10 protein-coding genes are annotated in these 14,373 nt (G+C 63.6%); all 10 read right to left on the reverse strand.

Annotated features, from left to right (window positions below):
- Positions 1-23 precede the first annotated feature (23 nt).
- Positions 24-1,172: an alginate O-acetyltransferase gene (locus OXH74_RS13435; protein ID WP_375737462.1), complete on the reverse strand. Its 1,149-nt coding sequence runs from the start codon at positions 1,170-1,172 to the stop codon at positions 24-26.
- A 12-nt stretch (positions 1,173-1,184) separates the two neighbouring features.
- Entirely contained in the window at positions 1,185-2,681 is a 1,497-nt protein-coding gene (locus OXH74_RS13440) for an MBOAT family O-acyltransferase (protein ID WP_375737463.1), read from the reverse strand.
- Positions 2,682-2,871: 190 nt separating this feature from the next.
- Positions 2,872-3,957 (reverse strand): mannuronate-specific alginate lyase, encoded by a 1,086-nt coding sequence (locus OXH74_RS13445; RefSeq protein WP_375737464.1) that lies wholly within the window; start codon positions 3,955-3,957, stop codon positions 2,872-2,874.
- Positions 3,958-3,971: 14 nt separating this feature from the next.
- A complete protein-coding gene (locus OXH74_RS13450) occupies positions 3,972-5,396 on the reverse strand; it encodes an alginate O-acetyltransferase (protein ID WP_375737465.1) in 1,425 nt (474 codons plus the stop codon).
- 11 nt (positions 5,397-5,407) lie between these two features.
- Complete coding sequence (gene algG / locus OXH74_RS13455) at positions 5,408-6,967, reverse strand: mannuronan 5-epimerase AlgG (protein WP_375737466.1); 1,560 nt, start codon at positions 6,965-6,967, stop codon at positions 5,408-5,410.
- 29 nt (positions 6,968-6,996) lie between these two features.
- A complete protein-coding gene (locus tag OXH74_RS13460) occupies positions 6,997-8,442 on the reverse strand; it encodes an alginate export family protein (protein WP_375737467.1) in 1,446 nt (481 codons plus the stop codon).
- 146 nt (positions 8,443-8,588) lie between these two features.
- Entirely contained in the window at positions 8,589-9,953 is a 1,365-nt protein-coding gene (algK, locus tag OXH74_RS13465) for an alginate biosynthesis TPR repeat lipoprotein AlgK (RefSeq protein WP_375737468.1), read from the reverse strand.
- A gap of 13 nt (positions 9,954-9,966) precedes the next feature.
- Positions 9,967-11,130, reverse strand: coding sequence for a PilZ domain-containing protein (locus tag OXH74_RS13470; RefSeq protein ID WP_375737469.1), 1,164 nt, complete (start codon positions 11,128-11,130; stop codon positions 9,967-9,969).
- Between the two features lie 29 nt (positions 11,131-11,159).
- Positions 11,160-12,641, reverse strand: coding sequence for a mannuronan synthase (alg8, locus tag OXH74_RS13475; RefSeq protein ID WP_375737470.1), 1,482 nt, complete (start codon positions 12,639-12,641; stop codon positions 11,160-11,162).
- A gap of 61 nt (positions 12,642-12,702) precedes the next feature.
- Positions 12,703-14,013 carry a GDP-mannose 6-dehydrogenase gene (algD, locus tag OXH74_RS13480; RefSeq protein ID WP_375737471.1) on the reverse strand — a complete coding sequence of 437 codons (1,311 nt, stop codon included), beginning with the start codon at positions 14,011-14,013 and terminating at the stop codon, positions 12,703-12,705.
- Between the last annotated feature and the right edge of the window lie 360 nt (positions 14,014-14,373).

Raw genomic sequence — 14,373 nt, forward strand, 5'->3', positions numbered from 1 at the left:
TTCCCCTCTACGAGGGGGACTCTTCAGTTGCCTGTCCGTGCGGCCAGGCGTTCGTCGGTGGTGCCGCCCTTGCGCAGGCTGGCAACCCATTCAGGATCGAAGTCGCTGAGGTCGCTGGTCATTGGCAGGTAGCGCTCAGGGAACTCCCAGATCACCAGCTGCGGTGGGGCGTTCTTCAGCTCGTCACTCTTGAGGTACTTGAGCATCGGCAGGATCGGTCCGTGGCCGTCTTCGGCGTGGTTGACCAGGTCGCGCTGCAGGGCCTGGCGCAGGGCACCGGCGAAATTCCAGCGGTCGTTGGCGCTGTAGCTGGTGCCGACCAGGGCCACGGGCACTTCGGTTTCGGCGAACAGGGCGTCGTCGGCCGATGCACTTTCGTCCGCGGCGCGGGTGGCGCGTTTCTGCAGGTGGTCGGGCTCTGGCATCAACTCCTCGAACAACGGGGCCAGGGGCAGGAAGCGGGTCAGGTCGCCCTTATAGGTCTCGCTGCCTTCGTTCTGGGTGATGTAATGCTGCGGGGCGCCGCGCAGGGTCATGGCTTTGGTCACCGCCTGGCCCAGACGGCCCGCGACCACTTCAGCGCCCAGCGGGGTCCAGTGGGTGTCGGTGCGCAGGAAGAGCTGGCCCTGGTCCTTGGCCTGTTCCAGGCTGGCGAACAGGTCGGGGGCGATGATCCCCGCTTTATGTGCAGCACCGAGGAAGCGCGGATAGAGGTCCTCGCGCAGGGCGGTCGGGGTGGAATCGCCGACGTGCTCCGGGTAGAGCCGCGACTTGGCCGGGACGATCGCCAGGACCAGTTCCACGTTGTGCCGCGCCAGTTCGTCACGTACGCCCTGGATCAGCGCCAGGTTGTCGCGCAGGTGGCGAGCGCCGTCCGCTACCGGGTCGAACTCTTCGTCCGAATAGAGCCAGCCGTTCTCTCCGATCAGCACGCCCTGACGGCCTTCGCCGAACAGTTTGAAGTCCAGCAGCGCCCAGAGATTGGTGCCCGGTTGCTTGACCGGGAATTCGGCGTCGTAGTGTTTCTCGAAGGCCTGGGCCAGCTTGCCATTGAGCACGGCGGTGTCCTGGGCTGCGGAAAAGCCGAACACACCGCGCATCGAAAGCAGGCTGAGGGTCAGCAGCAGGCCGGCGAAGAGCAGGATGTAGAACAGGTTCAGGGTTCGGTTCATGGTCGTCTCCCCTCAGAACTGGAAGTAGAGGAAGGGCGAGAAGCTCTGTGCCGAGAGCTTCAGCACCGAGGCGGCGAACAGCAGCAGGATGGCCGCGTGCAGGGCGACGGCGCGCAGCTGGCCGGTCCAGGCGCCCTGCAGGGCGACGGCACCATTGCCGCTGACCTGGATGTCTGCGTCGTCCTGGCTGGCCTTGGCCTTGGGCGCGCCGGACAGCGGTTGGGCATGGAACTGACGAATGCCGAACCAGGCGAGTACGGCGTAGGCCAGGATCAGGGTGGCGATCTGCAGGCTGGTCAGCTGGGCGCGGTTGAGTTCGGACAGCTGCCAGTCACCGAAGCTGAACATGGCGGCGTACATGCGCCAGGCGACGTCGAGGTTCTCGGCGCGGAAGATCACCCAGCCGATCACCACCAGCAGGAAGGTGAAGGCCCATTTCAGCGGCTTGATCACCGTCGGCGCGGCGTTCACGCCCAGGGCACGCTCGATGGCCAGCCAGGCTCCGTGCCAGGCGCCCCAGATGATGTAAGTGAAGTTGGCCCCGTGCCACAGGCCGCCCAGCAACATGGTGAGGAACAGGTTGCGGTAGGTCTGGAAGGTGGTGCCACGGTTGCCGCCCAGGCTGATGTACAGGTAGTCGCGCAGCCAGGTGGACAAGCTGATGTGCCAGCGCCGCCAGAATTCGGTGATGGACTGGCTGATGTAGGGCTGGTTGAAGTTTTCCATGAAGCGGAACCCCATCATCAGGCCGAGGCCGATGGCCATGTCGCTGTAACCGGAGAAGTCGAAATACAGCTGCGCGGTGTAGGCCAGCGCGCCAAGCCAGGCGTCACCCGTGGTGGGGTCGGAGAGCGCGAAGCAGTGGTCGGCGATGGGCGCGATGCTGTCGGCGATGAAGACCTTCTTGATGAAGCCTTGCATGAAGCGCGTGCAGCCTTCGGCGAACTTGTCGACGGTGTGGGTGCGGTGGTTGAACTGATCCACCAGGTCGCGGAAGCGCAGCACCGGGCCGGCGATCAGGTGCGGGAAGATCGCCACGAAGGCGGCGAAGTCGATCAGGTTGTGGGTCGCCGGCGTGTCGCCCCGGTAGACGTCGATGATGTAGCTGATGGACTCGAAGACGTAGAAGGAAATCCCGATCGGCAACAGGATGTGGGTGAGCACGAAGGGCTCCATGCCGAACGAGGTGATCATGGCGTTAAGGCTGTCGACGCCGAAGTTGGCGTACTTGAAATAGCCCAGCACGCAGAGGTCGACCACAACGCCGAGGAGCAGCCATTTCTGCGCGGTTTTCGTGCGCACGCCAGCAGCGCCTATGCGCAGGCCGATCCAGTAATTGAACACCGTGACCGCAGCGAACAACGCAAGGAAATCGATGCGCCACCACGCGTAGAAGATGTAGCTGGCAACCAGCAACAGCAGGTTTCGATAGCGCGTCCCGACCAGGTAGTACATGCCGAGGAAGATCGGCAGGAACAGGAACAGGAACACGTTTGAAGAAAAGACCATCCGAGTCTCTCCGTTGTGTGTCGGTTACAGGGCCGCCGCCGCGTCAGCGCGGGGGCGGGGTGTTTTTTCTCCCCTCTCCTTGTGGCGAGGGGCCGGGGCGGGCCGGGTTCGGATGAGGGATGCCTGGCTCCGCGCGGAGCTGAACTTCCCTCACCCCAACCCTCTCCCGGAGGGAGAGGGGCCATTCGCGCTAGCTCCCACCTCCCTTCTTCGGATGGAACACCTGGGTCACATCCCCGCCGAGGCGGAAGGTCTTGTACGGCCCCATCTCATCCTTCCATTCGCGGGTTTCGGCCGAGCACGGGTATAGCTCGCACCAGGGCTCCAGCCAGGCGAACTTGCTGTGCTTCTTCAGCTCGGTCATGTCCTGGCCCTTGCCGGTTTTCTTGTCGAAAGACTTTTGGTCCTCGACGCCTTCGATCACCTTCTCGCCGAGGCGGCGCAGGGCGCCGTTGTTTTCATTGCGCAGGTCCACGCCGTTGGCCTGGGCGAAGCTGGCGACCATCGCCAGCGGTGGCAGGCTGTAGTTGTGGTAGGCGAGGGCGCGCTGGCGGCGCTTGAGTTCGTTGGGTAGGAAGCCGTCCTTGTCGACCTGGTTGGCCGCCACGCGGAACTGCTTCACGGACCAGTCGAAGAGGTCGTGACGGTTGGTGGCCACGGCCGTGGACATGACCGACCAGGCCGCCCAATAGGCGTGGTTGTTGACCTTGTCCAGCGGCCGGCCGCTCCAGTCCTTCACCACCTGGTCGGCGAGTTTGGAGAACCACGACTCGATCACCTGGGTCTGCGAACGGTAGGGCGCCAGCGGCTGTGACTTGGAGAACTTCAGGCGCAGAAAGGCGGAGGACAGACTGCCCAGGGCCCATTTGCGCATGGACATGCCGGTGTGGTTGTAGTCGGTGCTCAGCAGGGCGTTGGCCTGTGCCCAACTGCCCAGCCATTGCAGGGTGCATTCGAGCTGCGGGCGCTGGCCTTCACGCATGTACTGCATGACCATCTTGCTGACCCCGCGCTCCATCTCACTGATGTCCGCGGTCTTTTTGCGGAAGGCCTTTTCCGCTGCCGGATTGAGCGTGGCGCGGGCCTTGTCGGAGCCTTCGTACTTGCTGCGGAACTGCAGACTAGCGGTGTAGGGCGCAGGTGGCGCTGTGCAGCCGCGTGGTGCCTTGTCGTCGATATCCACTGCAGCGAAGTAGCCGGGCGGCGGTACCAGCGCGGCAGCGAATGCCTGGGTGCTGAGTACAGCGCTGCCCAACAAGAGCCAGAGCTTTTTCATGGATTCCTCCTTCCTCAATCGGTGTGGGCCGTGAGGTTGATGCCGCCGGCGCTGGCGCGCTTGCAGACGCTGACATCGACGCTGAGGTCCTGCGGCATCTGTTCGGGGCTGTGGATTTCCAGGGAGAGCAGATTCAGATCGGCCCAGTCCTGCTCGTTGCGCAGTTCGAAGGCGTAGCGCCCGCCGGTGTCGATGCGGTCGCTCTGCTCGAGCTTGAAGTTTTCGCGGCGGCCGTTGAGGTACCAGATAGTGGTCTTGGCCTCGTGCACCGATGGGTCGCTGAAGCGCAGGTCGACCTGGTAATCGCTGCCGCGCAGGTCACGCAGAGGCTGCTGCTTGCCATTGACCAGCACCTCGTTGACGCCGGGCTTGAGCTTGACCTGGTTTTTCAGCACCACCGGGCGGCCTTCACAGCCGTTGTTCACCATCGGTACGGCCTGGCGATAGAAGCTCGCCTCGGCCAGGTCGTAGTGGGTGGCGAACTCCCAGATCAGCACCTTGGGCGGGTTCTCGTGGAATTCCTTGCTGCTCATGTACTGCATCAGGGCGCTTTCGAAGCCGCCGCCGCTGACGGCCATGTTGAGAACTTCGGCGCCGCTGTGCTGCTGCAGGAAACCGGCGAAGTTGTAGGCCGGGCCGCTGTTGCTGGTGCCCACCAGGGTCACCTGCGGGTTGGATTCGTCACCGAACAGACTGTCGCCGCCATCGCCGGCGGCTTCCGTCTCGTACTGGTCGACATACTGGGTGGCGTAGCCGCTGCCGCAGAGCTGGGTGGCGGTCTTGTGCAGGGTGCCGGCCTTGGGCAAGAGGCCGGTCACCTTGCTCTGATAGTTCTTCTTCGGGATATCGTCGAAGCCGGGAATCTGCTTCAGGGTCTCGGCCACCAGCTTGGCGGTGCGATCGGCACCGGCCGGGGTCCAGTGGTGGTCGGCCTTGAAGTAATAGTCGGTCTCCACTCCACGTTCATCGAACAGCGGCGAGAGGTCGGTGACCCAGATGCCAGCCTTTCTGAAGTTGGCCACGGCAGCAAGGTAGTTCTTCTTCGCCAGGTCGAAGTCGAAGGCAGCCTTTTCCTGCGGGGTGAGCTTTTCACGGTTCACCAGGCCACGGGTCGGCTGGTAGACCACCATCAGTTCGACGCCTTTCGCCTTCAGCGCATCGCGCAGGCGCTTCAGCTGGCTGTAGCCAAAGGGCGTGGTGCCGAAGTCGGTGCGCAGGTCGTACTGGGTACGGAACAGCCAGTCGCCCTGGCCCTGCACCAGGGTGGTGAAGAAGCTCAGGTACTTGGTGTTGTACGAGGCCGGGTTCTGGGCCACGGCGCAGAGCGGGCCGGTGCGTTGCACGCTGTATTGCGGGGCTGCTTGCGCGCCGTGGGCGCTGGCCAGCAGGGCGGCGGCCAGGGCGGAAGGGGTGAACCATTTATTTGAAAGTCTGTGCATGGTCTTTTGCCTCAATCCTGGAGTTCGGCCTGGGTTTCGACGGGATCGATCAGCACCGCCTGCTTGCGGCGCACCATCAGGTCAAGGATTTCTTCCTGCTTCTCGCCGAGAACGCCGGCAAAGCTGATGCCGGTGGATTTGCTCGGCGCGAGCAGTTCCACGCGGTACAACTCGACCGAGAGCGGCGAATCGATGGACAGGGGGCTGGAGCCGTTGCCGGCCAGCTTGCCGCCGACCAGGATCAGCGAGACTTTGGCGTCGAAGGGGTCAAGCTTGATGTCGCGGTCGGTGTTGGAGAGGTCCTTGATGTGGCCGAGCACACCGGTCAGGCCGTTGGCCGCGGAGAGGTTCTCGTACAGGCGGATGTTCACGCTGTTGCGCACGCGGATACCGTGGCGCGCGTTGTTGAGGACCTTGTTGCCCCACAACAGGTTGTTCGAGCTCTCGTAGAGGGTGATGCCGTCGGCGTGGTTCTGGTAGACCTCGTTCCAGGCCACCAGGTTGTTCACGCTGTTACGGTCGATGACGATGCCGGAGAGCTTGTTGTCGAAGGTCTTGTTGTTGACGATCCAGCTGTCATCCACCTCACGGGAGATGATGATGCCGTGCTTCTTCTTCGTACCAAATACGGTGTTCTCGGCGATGATCAGCCCGCGCGATCGGTCGTGCGGGTCGATGCCGTAGACGATGTTGTCGCGGTAGGTGTTGCCCTTGATGACGACATTCTCGGCCTCGAAGCAGTAGAAGCCGTACCAGTGGTCGACGAATTCCGAATTGATCAGCCAACCGGTGGGCGCCGCACGTTTGAGGCGCGCGGCTTGGCCGGGGGTATACTGAGTGATGGACACGCCATAGGACTTGGAGTTGTCGTAGCCGAGGCTGGTGACCGTGCTTGCGACTATGTACAGCTCGCTGCCACCCCAGGACACGAGGAACGGTCGGAACTCTTCCGGCTTGCGGAACCAGGCCGGGCTCTTGTCCTGCTCGCGCCAGGCGGTGAGCTTGCTGCCGGTGACGAACAGCTTGCCGTCGTTGACCAGGAACGAGCCCCGCTCTTGGGACAGGCGGAAATCGCGGGTTGCCTTGTCGATTTCAAGGCTTGCGTCGTGGGCTACCACCAGCGGCAGGCGCGCCAGGTAGACGCCTTTCTCCGTTTCGCTGAACTGGCTGTCCGGCAGGGCCTTGGCGATATCCGCCGGAGTGGCGTGACCACCTTCGATGAAGATCGCGTTAGGCATACCCTGCTGGCGCTTGACCCACTCGCGCAGGCGCTCGTTACCGCCGATAAAGTCCTTCAGCGCGTCCTGTTGCAGCATGCGCCGCACCACGACACGGCCTTTGCGGCTGCGGTCGATCTTGGCCTCCACCGCTTGTGCGGTGTATCCGGAGAGGTCCGGTAGCTTGGGTGGGTCAAGGTGCAGTTGTTCCACCGGTGCGGTGGAGACCGTGTAGTTCTTGATCTCCTTGAGCGCCTGCGTGGGCTCCGCTCCCTGGACCCAGGGCGCGGCCATCTGCAGGGCGCCTAGTACGACGCCGCCCATCAGCAGCGTGGTTCCCATGCCTCGTTTCATGGCTGTTACTCCCTTGCACGATGGCTGCATCAGAAGCGCCAGATGACGTCGACGAAGGCGCGGTGCATCAGCGAGTCGGTGCCGGCACCGTAGGCGTCGCCCGGCTTGAACACTCCGCCACGCAGGCGCACCAGGGCCGAGCGCTCGTCCAGGTGCTCAGTCATGGAAGCTGGCAGCAGGCCCTGCTTGAAGTACTTGGTGACCACCAGGTCAACTTCCTGGCCGATGTCCTTCTCGCCATCCTCGAGCGGCGCGATGATGCCGCTCTGGCCCACGTCCTGGTTGTCGTCCACGCGCCAGAAGCGGTGGTAGACCAGGCTGGCGTCGTAGTCCTCGCCCATCTGCCAGGAGGTGAATGCGCTGGCTACTTGCAGGTTGCTCAGCTCGCCCCGGAAGGCCTCGCCGAAACGGTGCATGCGCGCTTCGGTGCCAGTGAAGGCAGAGCGGTTGCTCTCGAGGCCGGTCTGGCGGAACTGCTCGGAGCTATCGTCATCACCACCGCCGCTGCCTCGGGCATAGGCGCCGCCGACTTTCCACTGGTCGTCGATGTTCCAGCGCAGACCCAGGTCCAGGGCCCAGGCGTTGACGTCGACACTGCGCGAGCCGCTGGCGATGGTCTGGTCGCCGACTGCGGTCTGCTCCAGCTCGTCCGCATCGCCGGTGAGCCAGGTGGCCTCGGCCCAGTAGTTCAGCGGCAGGGTGGAGCGGCGGTCGAAGAAGCCACCGTCGGCGTTGATGCCCAGCCAGGTGAGGTCCCCGGTGGTGCGCTTGGACAGCTCGTCCACTTCTTCGCCGACATTCGGCAGGTCGCCTTCGTCACGGCTGTGGTGGGCCTTCAGACCGACCCAGTGACCGGGTTGCCATTGCGTGGATATGTCGCCGAACAGGTGGCGGCGGTCTTCATCTTCCGGGGCCAGTTCGTCGATGTCGGTGCGGTACTCGCTGAAGCGCTCGGCAACGCCGACATGGGCCTTGAGCAGGGTGGTGTCGAAGCTCCAGCGCAGGGCTTCGATGTTGGTGTCCCACCAGGTGCCTTCCTCGCTGCGTACGCGCTGGCGGCCGAAACGCAGGTGCTCGCCCGGATAGGCAGTGAGGCCGCCGTAATCGACCCAGAACTCGCGCATGGCGAGGTAGTTCTTGTCCGGCTCGCGACCGTCGTTGCGCTGGCTGGAGTCGCTTTCGATATCACTGGATTCGAGCGTGTCGGTCTCGACGATGTCGGTGGCCGTCACTGCCTGGCCCATCGCGAAGGCACTCCACTCGCCACGCTCGCCATAGGCCCAGGGGCGCACATCGAGACCCAGGCCGTTGACGTCGCCACCGTCACGGGTGCCGAGGTCACGGTCGTCTTCGGACTGTGCGGTGATCTTCACGTCCAGGCCGAAATTCTTGTCATCGTTCTGGGCGGCGAAGGCAATGCTCGCCGAGAGCAGGGACAGGCCGAGGCCGGCGTTCATCCAGGGTTTCATGTTCATGGTCGTTCCTTATCGCTCGGTCTGGAGGCCGGGGCCGCAGGTTGGTGCTGAGCGCAACGCAGCCCAACAAGGCGCGCCGAGCGTGCCTCGCTGCGTTGAGCCTCGCTGGCTCGGCGCCAACCTACGGTCGACTTCCGGACGGGTCTTCATAGGCTGCTCATCTGGCCAGCGCCCTGGGCGCTGGCGCCACGCGCGAGGCGTTCCTCGCGTAGCAGTTGTTCGGCGCGGGCGCGTTCGGCGGGCGGCAGCTGCTGCTCCACCTGTTGCGCCAGTTCGAGCGCCTGCGGGGTGTTCTTGGGCAGGGCGAGCTGGCTGAATACATAGGCGTTGGCCGGGTTGGGCTGGATGCCCTTGCCTTGGGCGAACATCTGGCCGAGGGCGAAGTCGGCGTTGATCTGGCCGTTGCGGGCGGCGATCAGCAGGTGCTCCAGGGCCTTCTCCGGGTCCATGTCACCGAGGTAGCCGCGCAGGTACATCTGCCCCAGCAGGTAGTGGGCGTTGGGCTCGGTAGCGGAGGCCTTGAGCAGGTGTTGCTCGGCCTTGCGCGGGTCTTGCGGCACCAGCTTGCCTTCGTAGTACAGGCGGCCGAGCAGCAACTCGGCGCGGGGCAGGGCGGCGGCGCGACCTTTCTCCAGGTAAGCCAGCATCTGGTCGGTGTCGCCCAGCGCGGGATAGTCGTAAAGCAGCTTGGCCAGGCTGGTCCAGGCAGCCGGGTACGCCGGGGCGATTTCGTCCAGCAGCTCGCGGGCCTTGTTTTCGTCCGGCTTGCCCAGTTCGTTGTCGGCCAGCACCTGGGCCACCGAGTCCACGCGTTGGGCGGGAATACGGCCTGCGCGGTAGCCGGCCATCAGGCCGTCCAGCAGGGCCTTCTGGGCGTCTGACGTGCCTTGCTTCTGGTTGACGGTGGCCAGTTCGACGTAGCAGACATCGGCAATGGCCAGGTTGGAGGTGCAGATCCGCTCGATCTCTGCCAGGTGCTGATCGTAGGTGCCCTGGGTGCGATAGAAGAGGATCTGTGCCAGTGCGGCCTGGGTGTGGCCTTCCGCGCGCCATTGGGCGATGCGCGCGGGGACGTTGACCTCAGGGAAGTCCTGCGGGTACTGCATGTAGAGCATCACCAGCGGCATCAGGCTGCTTTCTTCACCTGCGGCGAAGGACTCCTCCAGCAGCTGTGCGGTCTCGCGACGTTCGGCCGGGTTCAGCTCGGGCTTGCGCACCAGCAGCTTGCCCAGGCGTGCCTTGGCTCGCGGCGAGTCGTCGATGGCCTGGCGATAGGTCTGTTCGGCGCGGCGCATCTGCTCCGGGTCGCCGGTGGCCACCTGCAGGTCGGCCAGGCCGACTTGGGCATCGGTGTAGCCGAGCTCCGCCAGCTGGCGGAAGTTCTGCTCTGCGGTGGCGCTGTCGCCGCGTTTGAGGGCTTCGCGGGCGAGGCGCTCGTCGGGTAACCCGGCGCAGCCGGCCAGGGCGATCGCCGCAGCTAGCAGCAGGAGTGGGGAGGCAGTGTGAGCCATGGCGGAGCCCTCCTCAGAGACCTGCGGCCAGGGGGCGATCGATCAGCCAGCCCAAGGACGGGCCGCGATCGATGCTGACTTCCACCGGCTGGCCGGCGAGGCTGCTCGGCAGAGGCTCGTCGGGCTGGATGGTGGCGCGGATATTCGCCGACATGTCACCGTCGTGCAGGCTGCTGCTGAGGATCTTGCCGTGGCGGACCTCATCCTCGCCGGCGACCTGGAAGCTGACGCTGGCGCCGGGCTTGGCCTGGGCGATGTTGCGGAAGGGGAAGCGCGCCTGCACGGTCGCCACGGTGTCCTGCGGGACCAGTTCGAAGATCACGTCACCCTTGCTGGCGAACTGGCCGTCGGCCACCAGTTGGCGGGCGATCTTGCAGTTGCAGGGGCTGGTGAGTGTGCCCTTCATCTCCTTGCCGAAGAGTTCTTCGACGTTGCTTGGGGAAAGCTGCTCGTCGGTCAGGTGACCCTTGAGCATTTCCAGCATGGTGGCGGAGAAGGAGGCGATGGGCGCACCTTTCTCGATGCTGGCGTCGGGGCCGACCAGGCTTTGTACCGTACCTTCGCGAGGCATGGTGACCTGCATGGAGGGCACCGCGACCATGGCCGAATCGGCATGGGTGACGAAGTACAGGCCGTAAAGCGATTTAGCGATATAGGCAAAGGCGCCGATGCCCACCATGAACAGCCCGAGGGTGAAGGAGACGGCCTTGAGGCGGCCGAACACGCCCATGCCATTGCCGCCCAAACCGTTCTTGCGCGCCCTCGTGAAGTTCTCGCGCTGCAGGGTGTTGAGCAGGTCGCCGGTGCTGACCAGTTCGCCCGACAGGTGCGCGCTGATCAGGTAGCGCAGGGTGGCGATATCGCGTGGCTTTAGGTTGTGGAACTGGCAGCCGACGCGACCGCTGCGTGGGTCGAACGCGCGGACCTGGAATTCCACGTCCAGACCCAGGGTGAGGCTGTCCACATGGAACTGCATACGGCCCCGGCAATGGTCGCCGACACTGATCTGGATGTTCCCGGCATTGAAGGCAAATCCGCCAGCAGAAACGTCGATCAGGGCCTGCTCCATGCGCTCGTTGCGGAGGATGTAGCGGATCTTGCCGGGGATCTTTACCCGCGCGTGCTGGCGCTGGGCTTCGGATTCATGCACCACATTGAGATTGACGGCTGTATTCATGGCTTCGATTCCTGTCAGATTCCTTGTGCTCACACGATCGCCATCAGGGTGGCGACGAATACGCTGGTTGCGGTGAAGGTCATGGCGCGTGAGGACCAGGTGTTGAACCAGCGCGTGAAGCTGGCGAGGTCACGGTTGAGCTTGGTGTTCTGGCGGGTCCAGGACTGCTGGTCGAGGCGGAAGAAGACGTAGATCTTCACCAGGGCCCCGACGATCTGGTTGTAATAAAGAATCAGCGGGTAGGCCGGGCCGATCCGGTGGCCGCTTATGGACAGCAGCAGGGTCAGGACCAGGCGGGTCAGGCCGATCCACAGCAGGTACACCAGCAGGTAGGCGATGCTGTACTTGAGGCTGGCGATGATGGCCACGGCCAGGCCCAGCAGGCAGGTCCACATGGACAGGCGCTGGTCGCTGAGAACCACGGTGGTGAACCAGCCCAGGCGGCTCGGTCCCAGGCGCAAGGCGCGGCTGTTCTGCCGTAGGTTGTTGCCGTACCAGCGGAACATCAGCTTGCGGCTGGCCTTGATGAAACTCTTCTCCGGCGGGTGTTCCACGGTGTTGATGGAGGCGTCTGGCACGTAGAAGGTGTCGTAGCCCAAACGCATCAGGCTGTACCAGCTGGACTTGTCGTCACCGGTGAGGAACTGGAAACGGCCCAGGCGCCAGTGGTCCAGGTGATCGCTTTCCACGTCGGCGATGAAGTCCGGGTCGGTCACCACCTTGGCGCGGAACACCGACATGCGCCCGGTCATCGTCAGCACGCGTTTGCTTAGTGCCATGGAGCACATGTTGAGGTGGCGCTGGGCGAAGCGCAGCTTGTGCCACTCGCTCATGATGTAGCCGCCACGCACCTCGCAGAACTCGTTGGTGGTCAGGCCGCCGACATTGGGAAAGAGCTTGAACCAGGGCACGGTCTTCTTCACCACACCCTCGGCCAGCACCGTGTCACCGTCGATGACCGCCACCACCGCATTCTCGTCCGGCAGTTGCCGGGAGATGGCGCGAAAGCCATAGGCCAGGCCGTCGCGCTTGCCGGTACCGGGAATGCGCACGAAGTCCAGCTTTACCCGCGCCGGCGGATTGAGCTTGGCCCAGAGGTTTTTCACCAGCAGTTCATCGGACAGCTCGACGATCGAGCAGACCACGGTGGTCGGGTAGCCGCAGTCGATCGCCTCCTGGATCACCGAGCGGTAGACCATCGCGGTGGTCAGCGCCTCGATGCGGAAACTGGTCACCATCAGGAACACATGGGACGGGTCGGCCGCACTGCCCAGCTTCGCCAGACGGCGCCGATACCAGGGGTAGACCAGGTAGAGGAACAGCGTGCCGCGAATGAAGTGCAGGGCGCCCATGGAATAGCGCCAGATACCGACCACGCCGACCAGCAGCAGGAAGTCCTTGGAGTCGGGGTCGAATACCGACTTGGGCAGGGCCAGTGCCAGCAGCATCAGCGCGATGAGGTAGAACAGCCAGCCCGAGGCTTCGAGCAGGCCATGCTTTAGCTTGTCCATAGTTTTATCGTCCTGGTTTCATTGGGCGAGCCCCCTCCCGCGAAGGAAGGGGGCGGGCCGCTTACCAGCAGATACCCTCGGCGTTACCGTGGGAGGCCTTGGGCATGAAGCCCACCAGGTCGATGACGCGCTTGCCTTCCGGGGCTTGCTGCGCCAGCGGGGCGAACAGCTCGTCGCGGTTGCCCAGGACGATGATGTCGGCCTTGTCGACAACTGCTTTCAGGTTGCTGTCGAGCAGCGAGGACACATGGGGAATCTTCGATTCGATGTAGTCCTTGTTGGCACCGTGGACGCGGGCGTACTCGACATTGCGGTCGTAGATGCTGAGGTCGAAGCCCTTGCCGATCAGCATCTCGGCCAGCTCCACCAGCGGGCTTTCGCGCAGGTCGTCGGTGCCGGCCTTGAACGACAGGCCGAGTAGGGCGACTTTGCGCTTCTCGTGGCTGGCGATGATTTCGAAGGCCTTCTGCACCTGGCCGGCGTTGCTGCGCATCAGCGAGCCGATCAGCGGCGAGTCGACGTCCAGGGAGGTTGCGCGATAGTTCAGCGCCCGCACGTCCTTGGGCAGGCAGGAGCCGCCGAAAGCGAAGCCAGGACGCATGTAGTACTTGGACAGGTTGAGCTTGTTGTCCTGGCAGACCACGTCCATCACTTCACGGCCGTCGACGCCCACTGCCTTGGCGATGTTGCCGATCTCGTTGGCGAAGGTGACCTTGGCGGCGTGCCAGACATTGCAGGTGTACTTGATCATCTCGGCGACTTCGACGTCCTTGCGGATGATCGGCGCGTCCAGTTCGCGGTACAGGCTTTCCAGCAGGTCACCGGAGCTCTTGTCCAGTTCGCCGATGACGGTCATGGGCGGGTAGTCGTAGTCCTTGATCGCGGTGCTCTCGCGGAGGAACTCCGGGTTTACTGCAACGCCGAAGTCGACGCCAGCCTGCTTGCCGGAGCAGTCTTCGAGGATCGGGATCACCACGTTCTTCACGGTGCCCGGCAGCACGGTGCTGCGCACGACCACGGTGTGGCGCTCGGCCTTGTCGCGCAGGGCGAAGCCAATTTCGCGGCAGACGCCTTCGATGTAGTCCAGCGACAGGTCGCCGTTCTTCTTGCTCGGGGTACCCACGCAGATGAAGGACACCTGGGTGTCGCGCACGGCGGCAGCGACATCGGTCATACCGCGCAGGCGGCCGGAGCGCACACCTTCTTGCAGCAGTTCTTCCAGACCCGGTTCGACGATGGGCGATTTGCCCGAATTGATCAGGTCGATCTTGGTCGGGGAGATATCCACACCAACCACTTCATGACCACGAGCAGAGAGACAACCGGCGCATACTGCGCCCACATAGCCCAAACCAAAGATGCTGATTCGCATCGCAATCACCTCGTCCATTCAGCACGCTGTTTAATATGTGGCGGTAGTGCCACTTCCATTCGCGCAGCCGGTTGCTTGGCAGCAACTTGGCAATACGCAGGCATGATTAATACCGGACGCCAAAGTTAGGGCGCCTGAACTGGGCGTGTAATAAGTCTTGCCCACTTAGAGTCCTGAGCGGATAGCCTTTAAAGGCTTTGGCTCGTTGGTTTTGTCCAGTTGGTCGAGTTGTTGAATTTCTCCTTGATTAATTTTCTGGTTTTATCCAGGTAAAACTGCTCCCTCGGCGTGAGCCGATAGATGTAGGCAGTTTGAGATCACGCCGAAAGTTGGCGGAAGAATTAAGTTACGGGGGTATGA

Origin of the sequence: Metapseudomonas boanensis, from assembly GCF_042232855.1 — a bacterium.
Taxonomy (GTDB): Bacteria; Pseudomonadota; Gammaproteobacteria; order Pseudomonadales; family Pseudomonadaceae; genus Metapseudomonas; species Metapseudomonas boanensis.